This is a genomic window from Pseudomonas sp. MF6747, assembly GCF_963890955.1.
GTDB lineage: Bacteria > Pseudomonadota > Gammaproteobacteria > Pseudomonadales > Pseudomonadaceae > Aquipseudomonas.
The window spans coordinates 310,378-331,732 of the sequence record NZ_CAWPSZ010000045.1; the positions used below are offsets into that span (position 1 = coordinate 310,378).

Below are 21,355 nucleotides of genomic sequence, written 5' to 3' on the forward strand. Positions count from 1 at the left end.
GTCATACTGGCGCGCATGACGTTCGACTCGCCACTCGCCGCTTATCAACACGCCACCACCCAGCAAGGTTTCGTGCCAGACGAGGCCCAGCGCCGTGCGGTTGAAGCCCTGCAACTCTGCCACGAAGCCCTGCATCAGGGCCGTTCGCCCGTGACCGGTGTTTACCTGTGGGGGCCGGTGGGACGGGGCAAGACCTGGTTGATGGACCAGTTTTATCAAAGCCTGCGGGTGCCAGCACGCCGTCAGCATTTTCATCATTTCATGGGGTGGGTGCATCAGCGTCTGTTTCAACTCACGGGTATCCAGGACCCGCTGCAGGCATTGGCCCGCGAGCTGAGCCAGGAAGTACGTGTGCTGTGTTTTGACGAATTGTTCGTCAATGACATTGGCGATGCGATCATTCTCGGCCGTTTGTTCCAGGTCATGTTTGATCAGGGCGTGGTGATGGTCAGCACGTCCAATCAACCGCCAGATCAGCTCTACGCCGACGGCTTCAACCGCGAGCGCTTTGTGCCAGGCATCGAGGCGATCAAACAGCATATGCAGGTGGTGGCGGTAGACGGTAGCGAAGATCATCGTTTGCATCCCGGCGTGGGGCTGCAGCGCTACTGGGTGAGCCAGCCAGATGCGCTCGCTACGTTGTTCAAGCAATTGAGCGCAGGGCAGGCGGTGCGCAGCGGGCCAGTCAGTGTCGGCTTGCGATCGATTGTGGCGGTGCAATGGTGCGACACGGTGCTCTGGTGTCGTTACGCGCTGCTGTGCGAGCAACCGTTGGCCGCCATGGACTTCATGCTGCTGTGCGATCGCTTCACGGCCATCCTGTTGGGAGACGTTCCCTGCTTGAGCGCGCAACAACGTCCGGCAAGGATTGCCCGCGGCACCGAAGATGCGGCCCAACGCGTGGTGGCCGGTGACCGCGAGCTGCCGCAGCTGTCGGTGCACGATGACAGCGTGCGACGCTTTATCGCGCTGGTGGACGAGTGCTATGACCGCAAGGTGCCCTTATACATCGAGGCCCAGGTGCCGCTTGAAAGCCTCTACACCGAAGGCTACCTGGAGTTTCCGTTCCGCCGCACGCTCAGCCGCTTGCAGGAGATGCAACTGCAGCGCTTCGGCACCTAGGAGTTTTTTCGCGCAGGGCGCAGGGCGCGTGTTGTTCCGGCATAGGAGCGCATGTTGTCCTGGGACAAAGCGCTTTGATAAATAAAGTGCAAAAAAAAGGCGCCATCGAATGGCGCCAAGTTAACCTTTGCCAACGGAGCGGGATGGCACAGGGTAATGCGGATTAACTAAGTATTAAATCAGCTGTTGGGTTGCGGCTCTTCACTGGATTGTTCAGCCGTGTGGGTCTTTACATTCTTGCCATCGGCAATCGCTGTTTGGTCAGTGGTGCCATGAGTCTTCTGTTGCATGAAGGTGAAGTTGTTATAGAACTCCTTCGAACGCTCTGAACCGCCTTCTGCAAAGGCGGCTACGGAAGTCAGGGTCATCAGGCTGGCAAGCATCAAGGTCGAAAGTTTCATGTGAGGTGTCCCCATTAAGTGTGATCGGTATCCGCCTCGTCCGTGATCAGATTCATGGGGCGATTGTGGGGCGATCTTATTAAGTGGGAATTAACGAATTGGCGCCCCAAAGTTAACGATTTTGTTAACTTCGGGACCGCGATTTAAAGCCTCCAGTCCAGCGCAAGTGTGAGGGAACGCGGGTCGCCCCAGTACACGCCATTATAAAAGCCGACACGCTCGTAATACTTTTTATCAAATAGATTGTTGATGTTAAGCGACGCTGAAACATGTTCGTCGAATTGGTAGCGCGACATCAGGTTGACCACCGTGTAGGCCTGTTGGGTGATTCTGGTGCTCTGGGTGTTCAGGTCACCTTCCGCGTTGCGGCCGCCTGTCGGTCGGTTCGCGAAAGCGTAAAAATCGCTCTGCCAATTAACCGCACCGCCCACCGTTAACCCGCGCCACTCACCCGGCAGGCGATAGGCCGTCGAGATTTTCAGCAGGTTGAGCGGCAGGTTGGTGTTGTTGCGCTGTTTGTCGCCGTTCGCCGAGTGGGTATAGGTATAGCCCGCCGACAGATTCCAGTCCGGCGTGACCTCACCCGAGACCTCAACTTCAAAGCCCTGCACCTTGTTGCCTTGGCCGCTCGCGGTGTAGAACTGCTCGCGGCTGACCGGGTCCGGCGCGGCGTTGTTGTCCAGTTCGGCCACGTTATCCTGAGTGCTCCAGAAATACGCCGTCGCCAGATTCAGGCGTTCGTTCAACAGGCTGCCCTTGAGGCCTATTTCGTAGTTGCTGCCCACCACCGGTTCCAAATACTTCTTGCTGGAATCACGCGCGGTTTGCGGGTTGAAAATATCGGTGTAGCTGGCGTACACGGTGTATTCGGGTGTGAGGTCGTAAAGCAGGCCAGCGTAAGGCGTCCACATGTCGTTGTGGGTCTGGCGGGTTTTAGGGGATTGGGTCAGTTGGTTATCGGTGTTGTATTCAGGTGAGACGCTTTCGATTTCCCAACTGCCATAGCGGCTGCCCAATACGGCATGCAGCCGGTCGGTCAGGCTCAGGCGTGTGGCGAGGTAACCCGCCTTCTGTTTTCGGCTGCTGTGTTCGCCTTTGAGGCCAGTGGTGCGGTCCGGGAACTTGGCGATGCCACTCATGTGTCGCCAATCTTCGATGTCCGTGTAGCCCTCGGGAATATTGATGCGCTGAAAGGGCGCCGTATCGCGCTGTTCGGATTCGCCGTACCCGACCATCAATTCATGCTCGCGCCCCAGCAGCGAATAAGAACCGGCGATATTCAAATCCACCACGTCCATTTTCGATGTGCCGACCATCTGGTTGGTCCAGGCCGTCATGCCGCTGCCATCCGGATTGGGAAAGCCGGCGCCGCCGTAATACACCTTGCCGTCCGTGTCGCTTTGGCGATGGGTGTAGGCAGCTTTCAGGTGCCAGTCTGCGGACAGTCTGTGATCGATGGAGGCAAAGGTGGTTGTGTCTTTGAGTGGCCAGGAGCTCCAGTCGGTGGCCAGGTTGGCGGAGCGGGACAGCCGAGCCTTGCTGCCATCGCTGTTCCAATAGGGCAGGGTGCCCCAGGAGCTGCCCTGCACATGCTTGTTCTGGTAGTCCACGCCCACGGCAACAACGGTGTTGTCCGTCAGATCAGCTTCGAGGATGCCGTAGCCCACTTCCCGCTGCATCGCATAGCTGTCGCGAAAGGATTGGCTGTCACGGTACGCCAGCACTGTGCGGCCACGCAGGCGTCCGTCAAACGCCAGTGGGCCGCCTACATCGATGTAGCTGTAGTAATTGTCATGGCTGGCACCGCTGACGCCGGTCTTGGCTTGCCACTCTGTGGTGGGGCGCTTGCGGATCATGTTGACGGTGGCAGAAGGGTCGCCCGCCCCGGTCGTCAGGCCGGTGGCGCCGCGCACAACCTCGATGCGGTCGTAGATGATGGTGTCGGCGTCGGACTTCATGCGGCCAAAGGTATTGAGCATGCCGTCGATCTGGAAGTTACTGATCGAGTAGCCGCGGGAAGAGTAACTCGCCCGGTCCGAATCCAGGTGCTGCACCGTAACGCCGGTGGTCTGGCGTAAGGCATCGGTGAGGGTATTGAGATTGAAGTCATCCATCTGCTGGCGGCTCATCACCGAAATGGATTGCGGGGTTTCCTTGATGGACAGGTTCAGCTTGGTGGCGGTGCTCATCGATCCGGTCGTGTAAGCCCCGGTGTCCTCGGTGGTGGTGCCCAGGCCTTCGGCGGTAATGCTGGTCGCACCCAGTTCATAGGCTCTGATCGGCGGGTGTTCGGGGTCTGTTTCAGCCATCAGGTCCGGGCTGGCAACGGCGCCGAACAGGCCAAAGGTGAGGGTCATGGAACGGGTAAAAGGTGCGAACATCGCAGCGGACTCCTTGTCGTCTTTGATGCCACCCCGGAAGGGAAGGCATGGCTCAAAGACGAAAGGAGCGGGGGAACTTTAGGCTTAAACGAGAATTATTGTTATCTTTGTGTTGCAGCGCCGGTGATTATTTGACCACCACTTCGGAGGCATCGACCTTTTTCGGCTTGATCAAGCTGAAATCAATAAGGCCTTTTTTCTGGCCTATATACGGGTCGCCAATCATCCGCGGGCGCGCCTTGAAGCTGTCATTGACCAGGCTTTTGCTGCGGTCCCATTCATCAAAGCTCAGCCCGGCCATGTCCGCCCAGGTGTGAATCAGTTGCGAGCTGCTGTAAGGGCGTTGCAGGTCACTGGCGAAACTCCAGTCGTGGGTTTCGCGCCACTTGGGCGAGGCGTACGCCATGAACGGAATGGTGTACATCGGTGCCGTCGGCTTGCCTTCGTTGCGCCCCAGCGTGCCATGGCCGGCGGAGTCGAATACATCTTCGCCGTGGTCCGACAGGTACAGCAGGAACCCGTTGGGGTCGGTCTTGGCGTAGTCCTTGATCAGGCTTGATACCACGAAGTCGTTGTAAAGCACCGCGTTGTCGTAGCTGTTGTAGGTCGGCAGCTGCTGGTCGCTGATGCCTGGCGGTACGCCCTGACGATCGGTGAATTTGTCAAAGGTCGGCGGATAACGGTACTGGTAGCTCATGTGGGTGCCCAGCAAGTGCACCACGATGAACTTGCGCTCGGTGGGGTCGGCCAGGGCCTTGGCGAACGGCGCCAGCACGTCGCCGTCGTACTGACGGGCGTTCTGGTTGCGGTTGTTATTGAGGTACACCTGCTCGTCGGCCTGTTCGGAAAAGGTCGTGAGCATGGTGTTGCGCTTGGTCATCGTCTGCTGGTTGGTGATCCAGTAGGTTTTGTAGCCAGCCTGTTTCATCACGCTGACAATCGACGGTGTCTTGAGGTACAGGTCAGGGTTTTCTTCGTCGGCGAAGGTCAGCACCTGCTGCAGCGCTTCAATCGTGTAGGGGCGCGGGGTGATGACATTATCGAACACCGCCAGTTGGTCGCGCAGCTTGTCCAGTTCCGGTGTGGTATTGCGCGGGTAGCCGTAGAGGCTCATGCGCTGGCGGTTGGTGGACTCACCGATTACCAGTACCAGGGTCGACGGCTGGCCGGCCATGCTGTCCTTGAGGTTCTTCAGGGGCGGGATCTGACTGGCGCTCGTGAGCATGCCTTGCATGCTGTTCAACTGTTCGGTGTAGCGGCGATAGGCGACGATCATCTGCCAAGGCACGGCAGGCTCTACCCGCGACTCGAAGCCATCGATGGCCAGTTCCATGGTGGGGTTGGTTGCAATCTGTTTCACCAACGGATAACCGACCACCGCCAGGACAATCGCCGTGGCCGCCAGGATCGACTGACCATGCGGCAGGTAAACCGGACGCAGGCGAGTCCACAGGAAAATCGCCAGGGCGGTGTGGGCAATGAACGCCAGCACGATCCACCAGGCAAAGTATTGAGTGGCGTATTCGCCAGCTTCAGAGATGTTCGACTCGAACATGATGAAGATGACGCTTTGGGAAAATTCCTGCTGGTAAATGAAGAAATAACCCAGGCTGGCCATGGAGCAGGCCCACAGCACAACGCCGATCAAGGCGGCGAGCAGGCGCGTACGGCGCGGGAACAGCAGCATCGGCGCGAGCCAGAACGCACTCAGGAAAAAGGCTTGGCGAAATCCACTGAAGCCGGAAGTGCCGGTCAGCTGGATCAGCAGTTGGGTAATGCCCGAGAAATACCAGAAAAACAGAAACAACCAGCCGAGGCCGGCCCAATCAAAGCCTTTCGCAGACTTCGTGCTGCGTTTGAACATCGCCATCCAGCGCTCCAACCCGATAATTGCCAGTTGCCGCGCAGGAATACGCGCAGCAGAGGGCTACCGCATGTGGGTGGCCCTATTCGGCGGGAGTATCGGGAGGAGGATGTGAAAACTTCGTGAGTTATTCCTGAACGGTTCGTTCAGCCCACGTTCAGCAAAGTGCGGGCTGGGGCCCGGACGTTTGGTTGATTTGCGCTTGAAGGTGTGAGCGCAGGCGCAGGACTTCCTGCTGCAGCTGATCGCGCTCGTCTTTCAACTGGCGCAGTTCGTCGCGACGGACGGTGACATAGAGGGTCTGTGGCGGGCGGATCGTCTGTGCTGTGCTCATTGCTTACCTCGCAAATAGCCGGTAGATCGCGGTGCCGGAACGCTTAATCGAGGTCCTCGGCAACAGTCGCAGCGATTCTGAATTCTTTTTTGAATCAATGGAACTTTTTTATTTTTGATGGTCGTTGTGACTTTTACGGCCGTGATGCTGAAACGATGGCCATTTTTTTGTCATGAAACTACAAGGATCCGCTCTGGACTAACCCTCATTAGCCTCATTGCGCTATAAACTATGTCACACATTTATTTGGCAGTTAGGAGCATCAGCACATGCAACTGGGGATTATCGGACTAGGCCGCATGGGCGGTAACATTGCGCGGCGCCTGATGCTCAATGGGCATACCACCGTTGTATACGACCGTAACGAAGCCTTCGTCAAAGGCTTGAGCGAGGAGGGCGCCACAGGCGTTGCCGACTTGAAGGCCTTGGTCGCAGGGTTGCAAAAGCCTCGCGCCATCTGGGTCATGCTGCCTGCAGGCGACCCGACCGAAAACACCATCAATGAACTCAGTGAGCTGCTTGAAGACGGTGACGTGATCATCGACGGCGGCAACACCAACTATAAAGACGACGTACGTCGTGCTAAAGCCTTGTCGGAAAAAGGCCTGCACTACGTCGACGTCGGCACCTCCGGCGGCGTCTGGGGCCTGGAGCGTGGCTACTGCATGATGATCGGTGGCGACGCCGAGACCGTGCAGCGCCTCGACCCGATCTTCGCCAGCCTGGCACCGGGCCTGGGTAATATTCCTCGCACCAAGGACCGTTCCGCCTCGGCTGACAGCCGCGCCGAGCATGGCTATATCCATGCGGGCCCAGCGGGCTCCGGGCACTTTGTGAAGATGATTCACAACGGCATCGAGTACGGGATGATGCAGGCCTTTGCCGAAGGCTTCGACATCCTCAAGACTAAAAATTCGGAAAACCTGCCGGAAGATCAGCGCTTTGATCTCAACGTTGCTGACATCGCCGAAGTCTGGCGCCGTGGCAGCGTGGTCTCATCCTGGTTGCTGGACCTGACCGCCGACGCGCTGGCCACCGATCCCAAGCTTGACGGCTACTCAGGTTCCGTGGCCGACAGTGGCGAAGGCCGTTGGACCATCGAAGCGGCCATGGAGCAAGCGGTGCCGGTACCGGTGCTGTCCACCTCGTTGTTCGCTCGCTTCCGTTCCCGTCAGCAGAGCACCTACGGTGACAAAATGCTGTCTGCCATGCGCTTCGGCTTTGGCGGCCATGTGGAGACTTCCAAAAAATGACCGCTAACGGCAAGAAACCCAAGGCCGAACCCGCTCCGCCCACCACGCTGTTTCTGTTTGGCGCCCATGGCGACCTGGTCAAGCGCCTGCTCATGCCGGCGCTGTACAACCTGAGTCGTGACGGGCTGCTGGGCGAAGGCCTGCGCATTGTGGGCGTTGATCACAACGCCATCAGCGATGCCGACTTCGCCAAGAAACTCGAGGACTTCATCCGCACCGAGGCCGCAAGCAAGGTCAAGGGCAATGGCGAAAACGCCCTCGACCCAGAGTTGTGGGCTCAGTTGGCCAAGGGCATCAGCTACGTCGAGGGCGATTTCCTCGACGACAGCACCTACGCCGACATCGGCAAGAAGATCGCCGACAGCGGCACCGGTAATGCGGTGTTCTACCTGGCGACTGCGCCGCGCTTCTTCAGTGAAGTGGTGCAGCGCCTGGGCAGCGCCGGCTTGCTCAACGAAACCGACGATGGCTTCCGTCGTGTGGTGATCGAGAAACCGTTTGGTTCCGACCTCGCCACCGCCGAAGCGCTGAACGCATGCCTGCTTAAGGTGATGAGCGAGAAGCAGATCTACCGCATCGACCATTACCTGGGTAAGGAAACGGTGCAGAACATTCTGATCAGCCGTTTCTCCAACGTGCTCTTTGAAGCGTTCTGGAACAATCATTACATCGACCACGTGCAAATCACCGCGGCCGAGACCGTCGGCGTGGAAACCCGCGGAAACTTCTTTGAAAAAACCGGCACCCTGCGCGACATGGTGCCCAATCACCTGTTCCAGTTGCTCGCAATGGTAGCCATGGAGCCGCCGGCAGCGTTTGGTGCCGATGCGGTGCGTGGTGAAAAGGCCAAGGTCGTCGGCGCTATCCGGCCGTGGTCGTTGGAAGATGCGCGGGCCAACTCGGTACGCGGCCAGTACACCGCTGGCGAGATCGCCGGCAAGGCGCTTCCTGGCTACCGCGAAGAAGCCAACGTCGCGCCCGACAGCAGCACCGAGACGTTCGTCGCCCTCAAGGTGATGATCGACAACTGGCGCTGGGTCGGCGTGCCGTTCTACTTGCGCACCGGCAAGCGCATGAGCATTCGCGACACCGAAATCGTGATCTGCTTCAAGCACGCGCCGTACGCGCAGTTCCGCGATACCGAAGTGGATGAGCTCAAGCCCACCTACCTTAAAATCCAGATCCAGCCCAATGAAGGCATGTGGTTCGACCTGCTGGCCAAAAAGCCTGGGCCCACCCTGGAGATGGCCAATATCGAATTGGGTTTTGACTACAAGGACTTTTTCGAGATGCAACCGTCGACGGGTTACGAAACCCTGATCTACGACTGCATGACCGGTGACCAGACCCTGTTCCAGCGCGCTGACAACATCGAAAACGGCTGGCGTGCGGTGCAGCCGTTCCTTGACGCCTGGAAAGAGGACGGTGGCATCCAGGCCTATAAGGCCGGTGAAGATGGCCCGGCAGCGGCCGATGCCTTGCTGGCCCGCGATGGCCGTACCTGGCATAGCCTGGGATGAATGATGCCGCGATCCATCCCATCCGATTTGTCCTGAGCGATATGGACGGGACGCTGCTGCGTCCCGACCACACGCCCAGTCAGCGCACCATTGATACGGTGCGCGCCATGCGCGACGCCGGCGTGTTCTTCAGCCTGGCCAGCGGGCGGCCGCCCAAGGCCATGATGCAGATGATCGAAACGTTCGGCATCGACGTGCCGGTGGCAGGCTTTAACGGCGGCACGTTGATCAATCCCGATGGCAGCGTGCTGCTGGCCCATCATCTACCGGCGGAGGCGGCGCTGGTCACATTGGCGCTGTTCTCCGGGCAACCGGGCGTGGAAGTCTGGCTGTTTGCCGACGGCGAATGGCTGCGGCGTGACCCGCCTGGGCCCATGGTGGCGGTTGAAGCTGCTGGCCTGGGGTATGGGCCACTGGTCGTGGAGAGTTTTGAGCCGTACCTGGATCGGGTCGACAAAATTGTCGCGGCCAGTCGCAACGCTGAGTTGCTGATCGAGCTTGAAGCGCAGTTGCAGCCCAAGGTTCAGGGGCTGGCCCATGTGTCGCGTTCGCAACCGATTTACCTGGACGTGACGGCGATGCAGGCCAACAAGGGTGATGCCCTGAAAGCCCTGGCTGCGCACCTGGGTGTACCGCTGGAGCAGACGGCCGCCATTGGCGACGGCGGCAACGACCCGGCGATGTTTCACGTGGCCGGTTTGTCGATTGCCATGGGCCAGGCAGAAGAGGCCGTCAAACGTCAGGCCAGCGTCGTCACCGGCAGCAATGTCGAGGATGGTGCTGCACAAGCGTTAGAACGGTTTATTCTGGCGGCGCAATAAGCGCCGTCACGCGCAATGCGTATGCACTGAACTTCCGATCATTGTTTTTACACCAGGGCAATGATCGGAAGTTGCTGTGTTGTCTTACTTGGGCATTGCCCAGGACTGCAACTTATAGCCATCTTTGTCGAGTTCGGCGCGGGCCTGCAACAACAGATCTTCCAACTGAGCCGGGTCGGTGTAGGCACTCGAGGACAGCTGTTTGCTGCCAATACGCGTGTTGGTGCGGTCGATGACGCTCAGGCTGAGGGCGCCATTGCCATCGTGCCAGGCCACGCACTGGAAGGGTTGGAAAGCACGGTCTGCGATCAAAAGAGCTTCGTTGATGCGGAGCGGGGCGTTCATGTGGGTCTTCTCTCTAATGCCCATTCAAGTGAGTGCCGTCGGTTGGGCGAGCCAGACGGCGAGTTACTTGTACTGATGCTCGATGGCGGGGTACGGGTCACATGCTAGAGCAAGAAATTTCAACTTTCCGTGATCAACGTCATGTAAGCGGCTGTTTTGAAAGCTGAATAACCGTTGCGGTGCACGGCGATCTTTTACCCGCAAACTTTCAGCGCTGGCTTTGTGCCAACACTTATAGCGAAATGGTACAAGGCGCGCGTCAATACCTTGCTAGTGTTAGCGCCAGACCTCACAAACCTTTGTTTCTAAATAACTTTAATAATATTGGCGCCAAGGAATAGTCATGGTTGTTACACCTGTCCAGCGTCGTCTGCTTGTGGTCGATCCGTGTGATGACTGTCACGGACTGTTGCCCGGTTTGCGCATCGCCGGATGGGAAGTCGACAGCTGTGCCCTTGGCACCGTCGGCGATCGGTCCTGCGATGTTGGCCTGCTGCGCTTGCAGCCTTATCACCTTGAGCGCCCGGAAGCGGTCAAGGAGTTGATCAGCCGCAGCGGTACCGAGTGGATCGCGGTGCTCAGCCAGGACGTTTTGCGCCTGCAAAATGTCGGAGATTTTGTCTGCGAGTGGTTTTTCGACTTCCATACCTTGCCGTTTGACGTGGCGCGCGTGCAGGTCACGCTGGGGCGTGCGTTCGGCATGGCCCGTTTGCGTGGCAAAGGCCATACGCTGATCGATGAGCCCGAGCATGAATTGCTGGGTGACAGCCGGCCGATTCGTGAACTGCGCAAGCTTTTGGCCAAGTTGGCACCGACGGAATCGCCCGTGTTGATTCGCGGTGACAGCGGCACCGGTAAAGAGCTGGTGGCCAAGACCCTGCACCGCAAGTCCCAGCGCCACGCCAAGCCATTTGTGGCCATCAACTGCGGTGCAATTCCCGAACACCTGATTCAGTCCGAACTGTTCGGCCATGAAAAAGGTGCGTTTACCGGCGCACACCAGCGCAAGGTCGGACGCATCGAGGCGGCTCACGGAGGCACGCTGTTTCTGGATGAAATCGGTGATTTGCCGATGGAGCTGCAAGCCAACCTCTTGCGCTTTTTGCAAGAGAAGCAAATCGAACGTGTCGGCGGCAGCCAACCTATCCCCGTGGATGTGCGGGTATTGGCGGCAACCCACGTCGACCTGGAAACCGCGGTTGAAAAGGGCACCTTTCGTGAAGACCTGTATTACCGCCTGAATGTGCTGCAGGTGGTCACCGCGCCCTTGCGTGAGCGCCACGGCGATGTAGCGATGCTGGCCAACCACTTTTCACGCTTCTACAGTCAGGAAACCGGGCGCCGCCCGCGCAGCTTCAGCGAGGATGCACTGGTAGCCATGGGGCAGCACCCTTGGCCGGGCAACGTGCGCGAGTTGGCCAATCGCGTGCGCCGTGGCCTGGTGCTGGCCGAAGGGCGGCAGATCGAAGCGGCGGACCTGGGTTTGCTGGGCGAGCAGGCAATTGCGCCACCGATGGCTACACTGGAAGATTACAAGCACCGCGCCGAACGCCAGGCGCTGTGCGATGTGCTCAATCGGCACAGCGACAACCTGAGTGTCGCAGCCCGTGTGCTGGGGGTTTCCCGGCCGACGTTCTACCGATTGCTGCACAAACACCAGATCCGCTAGGGCGGGTAAAACGAAAGCCCCGCAACGACCCTCATCGTTGCGGGGCTTTTCCTTGCGCGGCTTAAAAGTAGTACGGGAATTTCAAGCTGAACGTAAAGTCCGGCGCATCGTCCGTCATGCCGATCGACAGGTTCGGCACGATGGTCAGGTTTTCCGACGCGGCAATGGTCATGCCCACGTTGAAGTAACCGGCGTTGGCATCGCTGGACACCACCGACTGCCAGTCCTGGCCGTTTTGCTTGATCTTGCTTTTGCGCTGCACCAGGTCCGACACGGAAAACGACATGCTCATTTTTTCGTTAAGGGCAAAGGCGACCCCCAGGCCAAGTTGGAAGCTGTCGCCCAGGCTGATTTTGCCGGGGACTTTCTGGTTGACGTTAGGGCTGATATCGCCGAATGACTCCTCGAAGTTATGCGTATACGACAGCGAGCCGAACAGTACCGCTGGATCGAAGGTTTTCACCAGGGAGATGCCTGGCGTCACCGACCACACACCGTTACCCGTCGGCAGGCTTTCCGGCACGGCAAGGTTATTGTTATTGACTTGCTCGATCAGCTTGATGCCGTAGGGCTCCTGGCCGGTCGGGGCTTTGACGCGCACTGACACCACGGCATCCGGCAGGTTGGCGCTTTCATCCAGAAACTTGTAAGCAATGCCGAAGTTGACATCGCCGATGGTTGGGTCTCGGGTCACCGACGCTTCGGACGTGGCGTTGGAGTCGCCGTTGGCGCCGCCCGACTGATAGGTCGACTCGCGGTACACCACCGGCACGTTCAAGTCGAACTGCCAGCGGTTATCCAGGTTGTAGCGCCCGGTCAGGTCCAGGGTCCAACTGTCGGATTTGATTCGGTCCAGGTTAATGTTGCCGAGGAAGATCGAGTCCAGGGCCAAAAAGCCGTTGAGGGAAAGCTGGCGGGCATCGTAGCGGGCATAAGTAAGGCCGGTTTCGAAGCTGAACTTGCCATTACCGAAGAAGCCGCTGGCTTCGTTGTACAGGTTGCTCACGCTTTGTGCCGGGGCCGAATCGTCCTTAAGGCTTTGCCCGTAGGAACTGCCGCCGCCGGCGCCACCCGAGGCCGCCGCCGCACCTGTGCCAGGCGTATGACCGGCCACAGTGGTGCCGCCTTTCTGGAAGTCGGCGGGGGATTTGGCCAAGCGTTTGGGGGTGGGAGTTGCGGGTTGGTCTTCTACTTGTCGTACGCGTTGTTCCAGTACGGCCAGTGCTTTTTGCTGCACTTCATAGCGTTGTTTGAGTTCCAGCAGTTCCTGTTTCAAGCCCTCAATGTCGGCATCGGGTGCGGCGTATAGCATTGATGCGGGCAAGAGCGTACTCAAGCAAACCACTGCACGTAACGATAGCGATCGATGCATGAAATAAGCCGTCCCTTTCTAATGCGTAAGTGTCGTGGCTCAGCGTAGTTCAATAACCGGAGGGGCGTAGGCCTTTGAGTTGATCAAGATTAAGGTTCTGCGTGAGGTTGTTCAGACCGTTGTTGCCCAGCACCACATTCAGTTGGGTCATGTTGTTTACAAAGTTGCTGTTGCCTTGAATGACCGTGCCTTGTAGGACGTTGCCGCCACCAATTTGCTGCACCACATTGCCCTGATTGTTACTGGCCTGAAGCGCCATTTGCAGCCCGCCGTTATTGGCCGTGACCGTCACCTGGCCAGCAGCGGTGCCGCCGGTGATCGGCTGGCCAGCCATCAGCGCTTGCCCTGATTGCACGTAGTTGGCAGGCGCCAGGCCGTTTCGGCTGACGTTGATGTCCACGCCGTTGCTGGCGGTGTTGCCGTCGCCCGCCGCGCGCACGCTTTGTGTCACGCCCTGGCCCGTGCCCAGGCCTGCGCCGCCGATGACCGTGCCGGTGCCTTGGGGTTGCTTGGCGATGCCGGTGCCATCATTGCCGGTCACCTGCACATAAAACTGAGGGGTCACGGTGGCTGAGCTGACCTGCATATTGGCCGTGCCAGTGACGGTTGCACCGGCGGCATTGGTCCAGGTGCTGCTCATGACGATCCCGAAGCTGATAATCCGCCCCGGCATGACATAACGGCCACGCAGCTCGGCCATTTCCGAGTCCTTGAGTTCGATCGGCTTGAACGCCGAGGAAGCATAAGCAGGTACTGAGGCTGCCAGGCACATGACCGTCAGCCAGCATCGAGTGTTCATCGTGTGCTCCTGGAGCGTCCTGCTCCTTATTGCGCTTCTAGAAGAAGTCGCTCTGGATAAAACCGAAGTCCATCAATTCACTGTCACGTACGGGGCTGAATTCGTTCAGCTGGCTCTTGGCGGTCAGTGGGTTGGGCGGCGTGAGCAGGGCGTTGGCCTTGTCGTAGCCCTCGCCGATAACCGCGAACACAATGCCGTTCCAGCCTTTGACGAAATCGTCTTTGGCATAACGCTTGTTACCCAGCACGGGGTCGCCGATATACACCCAGTCCTTGTCGGCCCGCTGCAACACCACGAAGTGCTTGTAGCCACGAATATCCAGCAACACCACCACCGGCACTTTTACGGTGATCAGTACTTGCGGGGTGATCCGGTAGCCCTTGGCGCGCATGTGGATGCTTTCCAGGTAGCGCTTCATGTCCAGCATCGAGAAGCCCTGGGTGCGTACGAGGTTCTGGTCGGCGTTGACCAGCATGCCCTTGATGACGTGGTCTTCATCCACGTCCATCCAATAGGCTTGGCGCAGGATGGTCGCCAGTGCGGCCGCGCCGCAGCTGAAATCGGTTTTCTGTTCCACCAGGTTGGCGAACTTGCGCTCGCGGATGCTCTCGACCTTCTTGTAGACCACCGCGCCGTTAGGCATGACCACTGCCATTTGCGCCGCCCAGGTCGGGCCGGTGAGTGCCAGCAGCAGAAGGAGGGCTCCGAAGCGCATGATCGTAGGACCTGTTGGACACTGGAAATAAAAAGGGCCTTGTTGCCAAGGCCCTGTCTGCATCAGAAGCGAGTGATTGCGACGTTGTTCTGACCTTGGTTGTTGCTGCCCGACAGAACGTTGGAGTTCGACACCCCGGAGCTGAAGTTCATCGAGTTGTTCACGCTGGCGTTGTTGACCACCGGTTTGCTGCTCCAGCCGTGGCCGCTGCTCAGGTTCTGCGTCAGGTTACCCGACACGTCCTGCACGCCGGCGACGGTTGCGGCGCCGCTGTCGCCATTACCCGAGGCGATTGCAACACTGCTGCTGCCCTGGTTGGAGGTGCCCGATGCGGCGTTCAATTGAATCACGCCCGAAGCGTGGTTACCGCTGTCGTTGAGGGACGCGTTGTTTTTGGTACCGCTGTTGACCACCAGGTTGCCGGTGTTCGACTGTGCGGTGCCGGTGCTGGCGAACACGAAGTCGGCGTCGCCGGATACGATGGCGACATCGTTTTTGCCTTGGTTGTTGTCGCCGCTCAGCACGTTGCCGTTGGCCACGCCGCTGATGTTGTTGTACGAGTCATTCGCCGAAGCGTTGTTCTTGGTTTTGTCATTGAGCACCACGTTGCCGTGGTTGCTTTGACCGTCTTGGGTGGTCGCCGCTGCGGTCGTTGGCGCAGGCTGTGGATGATGGTTGGGTTGACCCGCTTGAGCAGCAACAGCCATGAGCGCAGCGAGAGCGAAAGCCAGTGGTTTGAGGGCCATTGTAGTTTTCATGGTGTATCTCCTTGCTTCTATTAGTTGGTTAAGTGTTGGTACGTTCCAGCTACCGACTCAGCTCCATCAGTTGAGTCGTAAGTTCAGGGTGTTAGCCACTCGGTTCCCCACCCCGGCGCTCTGGTTGACCTGTACCACTCCACGGCTGCCGGTGAAGGCCTGGTCGCTGGTCACGACCTGGCGGCTGCCAGTGGTAGAGGTCAATCCTGAGTCGGTTGCAAGCGCAACGTTCTGTTGCGACATGACGCTGTCGTCGATGCTCTGCGGGCCAGCGCTGACGCTGATTCGCACGGCATTGATCATCTGGTTCTGGGCGCCGGCCGACTGATTGACACTCAGTGCGCCGTTGCCATTGCTGAAAGTGTTGCCCTGGATCGTCGTCCTGGCGTTCAGCGCGCGGTCGGCCGCGGCGCCGCTGATTTTTTGCGTGACGGTCACTGTTGCCTGGGCGTTGTGGCCTACAGCGATCGCGACGTTGTTGCTCAACTGTTGTTGATCGCCCGCGGCCTGGTTGATCGAGACCACGCCGTTGTACTGCGTGCCCGAGTTATCAATGCTGGCGTTGTTGTTGCTGTCGGCCATCGCCGCTGTGCAACCGAGCGCCGCCAGTAGCATCCAGGTGCGATTCATTTCATCGCCCCCCCGACCATGCCGCCGATGTTGTTCAGCGGTGCGAGGCCGCTGGATATCGCGCCGTTGACCGTGCCCGAAATGCCGCCGCCACTGTGGCCGGCCGCGCTGCTGGCGCCCAGGCCTGGACCGCTGCCGATCGTGTTCAAGCCAGTGATGTCGCCATTGGGCATGATGCTGCGAGTAATGCTTGAGCCGCTGCTGATGCGCCCAATGTCGTTGTCGCTGAGTTCATTGGTGGAGGCGCGCAGGACTTGTGCCGACGGGTTGGCACTGACGGTGTTGGGGTAGGGGTCGACGCCGCGTGAGCGACCGATCACATACGGTTGAACCTGGCGCTCAATCACGATCACGCCATCACCTGCCGCGAGCACTGGAAGGCTTGCGCCGGCACTCAGAACGCAGCTGATCAGCAGGAGGCTCAGTGAGCCTGGATTGTGTGTGTCCACGGCAGTGTTCCTTATTCTTCGCGCTGACCCTAAACAGCGCTGTAAGGGAGAGAGCAGAACGCGTGCCGCTTTTTATTTGTTTTTCAAATTCAGAGGGTTGGGGTTAAAGCCGGGCGAAGTGATGGCCGTGCTGTATCAGCGTTGAGACAGTGGCCCTGTGGCCGGGCATGTACGGCCCCGCCTGAAGGTTGTCTCATGGCTGTAACAGTCGGTGTGACAGAACGGTGAATCCGCTCAGCACGGGCGGTTCAGGGCAGGGAAGTGTTTCAAAAATGGACACTCAGGGCGCAAGCGAGCCCGTTCGTGCAAAGCGCATCAGCCTTTGGGGGCTTTACGGGGAATCGAATTGAGCACGGGGTTGCCGTCCTGGTTTTGGGTCAGGTAGACCGGCAAAACCCTGGGCAGGGAGGGGACGAGGTTGTCCACCTCGTTGATGTTGTAAATGCCGCCGATGCGAATGGTCCCGGTGGTGGTGTCTGCCAGCATCACGGGCTTATTCAGGTAGCGGTTGATCAGCGGCAATGCATCGGCCAGCGCCAGGTTGTCGAGCACCAGTTTGCCCTGGCGCCAGGCAAGCGCGGAGTCATTGGCGCTGATCGCGGCGATTTGCGGCGTGGCATCGCCTGTGTGGTAGCTCGCCTGCATGCCCGGAGTCAGCGGCACGCTGCCATGCACGGCGTCGCTGGCGATCTGTACCGAGCCTTCAAGCAGCGTTACCCGCACCAGGTCTTCGTATTTCCAGACGTTGAATTGCGTGCCCGTGACCCGCACCTGGCCGTCGCCAGCGCGCACGATGAAGGGATGATGGCTGTCGTGAGCGACCTTGAAAAACGCCTCGCCCTTTTTCAAGGTCGCCCGGCGTTCGTCCTTGTAATGGCTGTAGACCAGCTCGGTGCCCAGGTTCAGCTCCACCTGGCTGCCATCGCCGAGGGTGACCTTGCGCAAGCCCTGGGTGGCTTCGAAGTGTTCATACGAGCTGGGCAACCAGCCCGCTTCCCAGCCCGTGAGGGCGGCCAGCGGCAAGGCCGCAAGGCACACGGCGGCGGCAACGGCGTAGGCGCGCAGCCGTCTGCGCGGCTTGAACGCCAGCACCGCCGGCGCCGGCTCGCTGCGTGGCAGGTGATCGGCCACGTCCCAGATTTCCAGCATGGCTGCGTATTCGAAGGCGTGCAGGGGATGGGCGTCGTGCCAATCTGCAAAAGCCTGACGCTCGCCTGCCGTGCAGTCATCGGCATGCAAGCGCATGCACCAATGCGCGGCGGCGTCGGTGATGGCGTCATATTCGGCTTCTGAAAGGGACTTTTCGCTCATTAACTCATCCTGATTTCGCACATTCTAACCTCCCGATGCGGATGGCGAGAACAGCCATCATGGCGATTGCACATCAATTGGAACTTATTCTTGTTTGGGAACATCAGAAAAACAGAGGACATGAGTCCGTCATTCCCCCCAATGGAGTACGAAAATGCTGAAGAAAACCTTAGTCGCCCTGTGTGCAACCACCGCGCTGCTCAGCGCTGGCGCAGCCCTGGCGGATAAACCGGGTGCGGGCTGGATCACCATCGAGAAAGCCATTGAAACCGCCAAGGCCAAGGCCGGGTATGTCGAAGTCTACAGCGCCGAAGCCGATGACAAAGGCTACTGGGAAGTCAAAGGGCGCAAGTCCGATGGCGTCGTCTATGAAGCGCGCATTGATGGCGCTTCGGGCAATATCCTGCGTGACCAGAAAGACTGACCTCCCGCCGGGAGCCTGCTCAGGCTCCCGCATCCAGCGCTCGGCCCAACTGGCAGATCAAGTAAGTCACCGAGTCGGCATTGGCCAGAATGGTATCGATGCGTTTGTCCGGGTCGCTCATGAAGATCGCCCGGGCATCGTTGAGCGTGCGCGCACCGGTGGTGTTCAACACTTTATTCTTCAAGGCTCGGGTCCAGGGACGGTCACCGAAATCCTCCCATTGCTCGCTGAACACATCCCAGGTCTTGAACAGCATCGTCGCCGGCGTCAAGGTTGACAGCGCTGTGTCGCGCCGCTGATCTGTACATTGATCAGGTCTGTGAACGTCGCATGGTGTCGAGGTAGGCCAGATCTTCGGTCGCGGAAATCAGGTGCGTTATCTCGTGAATCAACGTCGTCGCGCGTGCGTGCGCCGAAATGTCGAACGGCGCGATCAAGCGGTTTTGATAGATGTCCATCCGCGGGTCGAAGAACCGGTCCAGCAGGTAGATCTTGTCGGCATCGTTGGGCAAGACGAACGCGGAGGTGTCGTGCGGGCTGTACCGGTGGATGCCGCTGACAAAGCGCGTCGAATCGGGGCGGTCAGGGTGGGGTTGACCAGTTCACCGAGCACTTCGTCGACTCGCCGTTCAACCCTGTGTACCTGTTCAGCGGTCAGTGTGATGACGCCGAACAACTCACTTAAAAAACGTCCGACCCGACTGTTCGGGGCTCTTTGCACGGCAAAGTTGACGATGTTGCGCTTGCAGGTGACCGCATAGTAGGTCGCGACGTTGAGTGCTTCATCGATACAGCGCGCCTTCCAGCTGGACAGCGCGGCGATTTCCCGCAACCCCACGGCCTCAATATTGATGGCTTCCCGCTCGGCTGCACGGGTGGAGAGCCTGCCTGCGTAGCGGCTCAAGGTTTTACCAAAGCGTGGGTGATGCCGGTCGAGGTCCAGCACCCACTCGCCCAGCGCGTTGCGCTGCAAATAAGGGCCGTGCTGTACACCGTTGCTGATGCGCCAGTGCTCACCGGCTTTTTTCACCGGGTAGACGTTGCCGGCCAGCGGCACCAGGCTGAGAGCGCCGATGTCTTCGTGGTACACGCCGACGGGTACAAACTGCATCAACTCTTCGCGCTTGGCCGGATGCGCCAGGCGTTCCTGCACCTCAATGAGCAGGTCGGCGCGGCTGTCGAACAGCTCAAGGCCGCCATAGGGGCTGTAGAGCACGGCCTTACTGGCATCGGGTGTGGGGCTCATCATAAACGCCCCGGCCAGCACAATGGCGGGCTTGCCCCCAGCGTTGGCCAACAGCCTTTCCACCTTCATCGGGTAGCCGTGCACCGCCTCATTCTGGCGCGCTGCATCGGTGGCGTAGTAGAGCGTGTGCAGCCAATCAAGGTCCTTGACCGAAAACCCCAGCGCGCGCTCTCGCGCTGACGGGGTTTTGCGTTTGACGGTCTGTAGGAACTCATCGAAAAAGTGCGGTGGTGTCACTTGCGTCATGGGGCGCTCTCCTTTCACGCGGCGGTCATCAAGCGCCAAAGTAGGAGGTCGCGCAGCACGCTGGGCGGTAGATAACGCAAGCGCCCGTTGACAGCAGGCACAGGAGGCGTTGTTTAATCGGCGGTCTGGATTCTTGTTGTCTCTTCCAATTATAAAATCGGAGCTACAGATGTCTGCCCAGTCCCCGCTCGTTGACAGTCCTGCAGCATTCATCGGTTTCGATGACCTGGTGGGATTGCTGCACGCGATATTCGTCAAGCACGGCACCTCACCGCAGGTTGCCTCGATCCTGGCGCGCAATTGCGCCAGCGCCGAGCGCGACGGTGCGCACAGCCACGGCATTTTCCGCATCCCCGGTTACCTCAGCACGCTGGCCAGCGGGTGGGTCGACGGCAAGGCCACGCCCGTGGTCACGGATGTGGCGTCGGGCTTCGTGCGGGTGGATGCCGGCAACGGGTTCGCCCAGCCGGCCCTTGAAGCGGCGCGCGCGCTGTTGGTAGACAAAGCTCGCAGCGCCGGCATCGCACTGCTGGCGATTCACAACTCTCATCACTTTGCCGCGCTGTGGCCGGATGTCGAGCCCTTCGCCGAAGAAGGGCTGGTGGCGTTGAGCGTGGTCAACAGCATGACTTGCGTGGTGCCGCATGGCGCCGACCGGCCGTTGTTCGGCACCAACCCCATCGCCTTCGCCGCACCGCGTGCCGACGGCTCGCCCATCGTCTTCGACCTGGCCACCAGCGCCATCGCCCACGGCGACGTGCAGATTGCCGCGCGCAAGGGCGAGCGTTTGCCGCCGGGCATGGGCGTTGACAGCCTCGGCCAGCCGACCCAGGACCCCAAAGCCGTGCTCGAAGGCGGCGCGCTGTTGCCCTTTGGCGGGCACAAGGGCTCGGCCTTGTCGATGATGGTCGAGTTGCTGGCGGCGGCGTTGACGGGAGGCAATTTCTCGTTTGAATTCAACTGGGCCGATCATCCGGGCGCGCGTACACCCTGGACCGGGCAATTGCTGATCGTCATCGACCCGAGCAAGACGGCCGGGCAAAACTTCGCCGAACGCAGCCAGGAACTGGTGCGGCAGATGCATGCGGCGGGGTTGCGGCGGTTACCGGGGGATCGACGTCACCGCACACGGGCGAAGTCGCAGCAACAAGGTATTGAGCTGGACGCGCGCGAGCTGGCGCGCTTGCAGGCCTTGCTGGAGACGTAAAAAAGGGGCTGCGCCAACGGCGCAGCCCCCATGCATCAAGTACGGTGTATCAGTTACGGCGACCCAGCAACAACCCCACCACCAGGCCAAAGCCTGCAGAGATGGCCACGGTCTGCCATGGATGGCCGCCGATGTAGGTTTCGGTCGCGTCGACCACCGGCTTGCTGCGCTCGCGCACGTTGGACACCGACTCCAGCGCTTGCTTGAGTTTGATGGCAACCTGTTCGCGCAGGGTTTCGCCTTCTTCGCCTACCAGGGAGGCGCTGCTCTTGAGCAGTTTGTCCGATTCTTCGATCAACGCTGTCAGTTCACTGAAAGCTTGATCCTTGATTTGATCTTCGACAGCTTGGGCAGCAGATTTGCGGGCCATTGTGTGACTCCTTGCAGGTGAATGTGACAGTGAACAATGGAGTGTCAGGCGGCGGCAAAAGTTGCAGTTTTTTTGCCGGGGCCTGTTTTTGGGCAAAATCCGAATCAGGATATTTCGA

At 59.4% G+C, this 21,355-nt stretch carries 23 protein-coding genes; 7 read left to right on the top strand and 16 right to left on the bottom strand.

The genetic code is table 11. The features are described from left to right. The first annotated feature begins 15 nt into the window (after positions 1-15). Positions 16-1,122, top strand: coding sequence for a cell division protein ZapE (gene zapE / locus AACW30_RS25280; RefSeq protein ID WP_200623738.1), 1,107 nt, complete (start codon positions 16-18; stop codon positions 1,120-1,122). Between the two features lie 179 nt (positions 1,123-1,301). Here the strand turns inward: zapE and AACW30_RS25285 are convergent, their stop codons facing one another. The 4 genes from AACW30_RS25285 to AACW30_RS25300 form a co-directional block, all read right to left on the bottom strand. Further along, a complete protein-coding gene (locus AACW30_RS25285; protein ID WP_200623739.1) occupies positions 1,302-1,523 on the bottom strand; it encodes a hypothetical protein in 222 nt (73 codons plus the stop codon). A gap of 143 nt (positions 1,524-1,666) precedes the next feature. After that, positions 1,667-3,904 carry a TonB-dependent siderophore receptor gene (locus AACW30_RS25290; protein WP_200623740.1) on the bottom strand — a complete coding sequence of 746 codons (2,238 nt, stop codon included), beginning with the start codon at positions 3,902-3,904 and terminating at the stop codon, positions 1,667-1,669. 127 nt (positions 3,905-4,031) lie between these two features. Then, positions 4,032-5,774 carry a phosphoethanolamine transferase CptA gene (locus AACW30_RS25295; protein WP_200623741.1) on the bottom strand — a complete coding sequence of 581 codons (1,743 nt, stop codon included), beginning with the start codon at positions 5,772-5,774 and terminating at the stop codon, positions 4,032-4,034. A gap of 151 nt (positions 5,775-5,925) precedes the next feature. Further along, positions 5,926-6,102, bottom strand: a complete 177-nt coding sequence (locus AACW30_RS25300) for a DUF6026 family protein (RefSeq protein ID WP_164487944.1) — start codon at positions 6,100-6,102, stop codon at positions 5,926-5,928. A 269-nt stretch (positions 6,103-6,371) separates the two neighbouring features. On the opposite strand from AACW30_RS25300, the gene gnd reads away from it, so the two are divergent. From gnd to AACW30_RS25315, 3 genes are read left to right on the top strand one after another with little or no spacing between them, the layout of a single operon-like run. Continuing rightward, complete coding sequence (gnd, locus tag AACW30_RS25305) at positions 6,372-7,355, top strand: phosphogluconate dehydrogenase (NAD(+)-dependent, decarboxylating) (protein ID WP_065906492.1); 984 nt, start codon at positions 6,372-6,374, stop codon at positions 7,353-7,355. After that, entirely contained in the window at positions 7,352-8,875 is a 1,524-nt protein-coding gene (gene zwf, locus AACW30_RS25310) for a glucose-6-phosphate dehydrogenase (RefSeq protein WP_106579744.1), read from the top strand. Before gnd ends, zwf begins: the two co-directional genes overlap by 4 nt. Beyond that, on the top strand, positions 8,872-9,696 hold the full coding sequence (locus AACW30_RS25315) for an HAD family hydrolase (RefSeq protein WP_200623742.1): 825 nt from the start codon (positions 8,872-8,874) through the stop codon (positions 9,694-9,696). The genes zwf and AACW30_RS25315 overlap by 4 nt, the downstream gene beginning before the upstream one ends. A gap of 84 nt (positions 9,697-9,780) precedes the next feature. On the opposite strand, the gene AACW30_RS25320 is transcribed toward AACW30_RS25315, so the two are convergent. After that, positions 9,781-10,041 (bottom strand): hypothetical protein, encoded by a 261-nt coding sequence (locus tag AACW30_RS25320; RefSeq protein ID WP_106579746.1) that lies wholly within the window; start codon positions 10,039-10,041, stop codon positions 9,781-9,783. 343 nt (positions 10,042-10,384) lie between these two features. On the opposite strand from AACW30_RS25320, the gene AACW30_RS25325 reads away from it, so the two are divergent. After that, a complete protein-coding gene (locus tag AACW30_RS25325; protein ID WP_200623743.1) occupies positions 10,385-11,710 on the top strand; it encodes a sigma-54 dependent transcriptional regulator in 1,326 nt (441 codons plus the stop codon). Between the two features lie 61 nt (positions 11,711-11,771). On the opposite strand, the gene AACW30_RS25330 is transcribed toward AACW30_RS25325, so the two are convergent. The 7 genes from AACW30_RS25330 to AACW30_RS25360 form a co-directional block, all read right to left on the bottom strand. Then, positions 11,772-13,082, bottom strand: a complete 1,311-nt coding sequence (locus tag AACW30_RS25330; protein WP_169366951.1) for a hypothetical protein — start codon at positions 13,080-13,082, stop codon at positions 11,772-11,774. Between the two features lie 49 nt (positions 13,083-13,131). Further along, positions 13,132-13,881 (bottom strand): hypothetical protein, encoded by a 750-nt coding sequence (locus AACW30_RS25335; RefSeq protein ID WP_200623744.1) that lies wholly within the window; start codon positions 13,879-13,881, stop codon positions 13,132-13,134. Positions 13,882-13,918: 37 nt separating this feature from the next. Further along, positions 13,919-14,596 (bottom strand): C39 family peptidase, encoded by a 678-nt coding sequence (locus tag AACW30_RS25340; protein WP_106579750.1) that lies wholly within the window; start codon positions 14,594-14,596, stop codon positions 13,919-13,921. Positions 14,597-14,658: 62 nt separating this feature from the next. Then, a complete protein-coding gene (locus tag AACW30_RS25345) occupies positions 14,659-15,354 on the bottom strand; it encodes a heme utilization protein (protein ID WP_200623745.1) in 696 nt (231 codons plus the stop codon). Positions 15,355-15,420: 66 nt separating this feature from the next. Further along, positions 15,421-15,984: an adhesin gene (locus AACW30_RS25350; RefSeq protein ID WP_200623746.1), complete on the bottom strand. Its 564-nt coding sequence runs from the start codon at positions 15,982-15,984 to the stop codon at positions 15,421-15,423. Further along, on the bottom strand, positions 15,981-16,433 hold the full coding sequence (locus tag AACW30_RS25355) for a hypothetical protein (RefSeq protein ID WP_200623747.1): 453 nt from the start codon (positions 16,431-16,433) through the stop codon (positions 15,981-15,983). Before AACW30_RS25355 ends, AACW30_RS25350 begins: the two co-directional genes overlap by 4 nt. Positions 16,434-16,748: 315 nt before the next feature. Further along, positions 16,749-17,744 carry a FecR family protein gene (locus tag AACW30_RS25360; protein WP_200623748.1) on the bottom strand — a complete coding sequence of 332 codons (996 nt, stop codon included), beginning with the start codon at positions 17,742-17,744 and terminating at the stop codon, positions 16,749-16,751. Positions 17,745-17,898: 154 nt separating this feature from the next. Here AACW30_RS25360 and AACW30_RS25365 point away from each other — a divergent pair, with 154 nt between their 5' ends. Next, positions 17,899-18,168, top strand: coding sequence for a PepSY domain-containing protein (locus AACW30_RS25365; protein ID WP_106579755.1), 270 nt, complete (start codon positions 17,899-17,901; stop codon positions 18,166-18,168). A gap of 19 nt (positions 18,169-18,187) precedes the next feature. On the opposite strand, the gene AACW30_RS25370 is transcribed toward AACW30_RS25365, so the two are convergent. The 3 genes from AACW30_RS25370 to AACW30_RS25380 are packed head-to-tail and all read right to left on the bottom strand — an operon-like array spanning position 18,188 to position 19,660. After that, positions 18,188-18,424, bottom strand: a complete 237-nt coding sequence (locus AACW30_RS25370; RefSeq protein WP_200623749.1) for a hypothetical protein — start codon at positions 18,422-18,424, stop codon at positions 18,188-18,190. A gap of 55 nt (positions 18,425-18,479) precedes the next feature. Continuing rightward, on the bottom strand, positions 18,480-18,626 hold the full coding sequence (locus tag AACW30_RS25375) for a hypothetical protein (protein ID WP_200623750.1): 147 nt from the start codon (positions 18,624-18,626) through the stop codon (positions 18,480-18,482). Next, positions 18,602-19,660, bottom strand: coding sequence for a DUF6543 domain-containing protein (locus AACW30_RS25380; protein WP_200623751.1), 1,059 nt, complete (start codon positions 19,658-19,660; stop codon positions 18,602-18,604). The genes AACW30_RS25375 and AACW30_RS25380 overlap by 25 nt, the downstream gene beginning before the upstream one ends. Before the next feature lie 169 nt (positions 19,661-19,829). On the opposite strand from AACW30_RS25380, the gene AACW30_RS25385 reads away from it, so the two are divergent. Next, positions 19,830-20,867, top strand: coding sequence for an Ldh family oxidoreductase (locus tag AACW30_RS25385; protein WP_106579757.1), 1,038 nt, complete (start codon positions 19,830-19,832; stop codon positions 20,865-20,867). Positions 20,868-20,916: 49 nt separating this feature from the next. On the opposite strand, the gene AACW30_RS25390 is transcribed toward AACW30_RS25385, so the two are convergent. Next, positions 20,917-21,237, bottom strand: a complete 321-nt coding sequence (locus AACW30_RS25390; protein ID WP_106579758.1) for a DUF883 family protein — start codon at positions 21,235-21,237, stop codon at positions 20,917-20,919. Positions 21,238-21,355: the final 118 nt, after the last annotated feature.

Coding starts and splice junctions, on each gene's coding strand:
- zapE (WP_200623738.1), top strand. CDS start 16: ATGACGTTCGACTCGCCACTCGCCGCTTATCAACACGCCACCACCCAG.
- AACW30_RS25285 (WP_200623739.1), bottom strand. CDS start 1,523: ATGAAACTTTCGACCTTGATGCTTGCCAGCCTGATGACCCTGACTTCC.
- AACW30_RS25290 (WP_200623740.1), bottom strand. CDS start 3,904: ATGTTCGCACCTTTTACCCGTTCCATGACCCTCACCTTTGGCCTGTTC.
- AACW30_RS25295 (WP_200623741.1), bottom strand. CDS start 5,774: ATGGCGATGTTCAAACGCAGCACGAAGTCTGCGAAAGGCTTTGATTGG.
- AACW30_RS25300 (WP_164487944.1), bottom strand. CDS start 6,102: ATGAGCACAGCACAGACGATCCGCCCGCCACAGACCCTCTATGTCACC.
- gnd (WP_065906492.1), top strand. CDS start 6,372: ATGCAACTGGGGATTATCGGACTAGGCCGCATGGGCGGTAACATTGCG.
- zwf (WP_106579744.1), top strand. CDS start 7,352: ATGACCGCTAACGGCAAGAAACCCAAGGCCGAACCCGCTCCGCCCACC.
- AACW30_RS25315 (WP_200623742.1), top strand. CDS start 8,872: ATGAATGATGCCGCGATCCATCCCATCCGATTTGTCCTGAGCGATATG.
- AACW30_RS25320 (WP_106579746.1), bottom strand. CDS start 10,041: ATGAACGCCCCGCTCCGCATCAACGAAGCTCTTTTGATCGCAGACCGT.
- AACW30_RS25325 (WP_200623743.1), top strand. CDS start 10,385: ATGGTTGTTACACCTGTCCAGCGTCGTCTGCTTGTGGTCGATCCGTGT.
- AACW30_RS25330 (WP_169366951.1), bottom strand. CDS start 13,082: ATGCATCGATCGCTATCGTTACGTGCAGTGGTTTGCTTGAGTACGCTC.
- AACW30_RS25335 (WP_200623744.1), bottom strand. CDS start 13,881: ATGAACACTCGATGCTGGCTGACGGTCATGTGCCTGGCAGCCTCAGTA.
- AACW30_RS25340 (WP_106579750.1), bottom strand. CDS start 14,596: ATGCGCTTCGGAGCCCTCCTTCTGCTGCTGGCACTCACCGGCCCGACC.
- AACW30_RS25345 (WP_200623745.1), bottom strand. CDS start 15,354: ATGAAAACTACAATGGCCCTCAAACCACTGGCTTTCGCTCTCGCTGCG.
- AACW30_RS25350 (WP_200623746.1), bottom strand. CDS start 15,984: ATGAATCGCACCTGGATGCTACTGGCGGCGCTCGGTTGCACAGCGGCG.
- AACW30_RS25360 (WP_200623748.1), bottom strand. CDS start 17,744: ATGAGCGAAAAGTCCCTTTCAGAAGCCGAATATGACGCCATCACCGAC.
- AACW30_RS25365 (WP_106579755.1), top strand. CDS start 17,899: ATGCTGAAGAAAACCTTAGTCGCCCTGTGTGCAACCACCGCGCTGCTC.
- AACW30_RS25370 (WP_200623749.1), bottom strand. CDS start 18,424: ATGCTGTTCAAGACCTGGGATGTGTTCAGCGAGCAATGGGAGGATTTC.
- AACW30_RS25375 (WP_200623750.1), bottom strand. CDS start 18,626: ATGGACATCTATCAAAACCGCTTGATCGCGCCGTTCGACATTTCGGCG.
- AACW30_RS25380 (WP_200623751.1), bottom strand. CDS start 19,660: ATGACGCAAGTGACACCACCGCACTTTTTCGATGAGTTCCTACAGACC.
- AACW30_RS25385 (WP_106579757.1), top strand. CDS start 19,830: ATGTCTGCCCAGTCCCCGCTCGTTGACAGTCCTGCAGCATTCATCGGT.
- AACW30_RS25390 (WP_106579758.1), bottom strand. CDS start 21,237: ATGGCCCGCAAATCTGCTGCCCAAGCTGTCGAAGATCAAATCAAGGAT.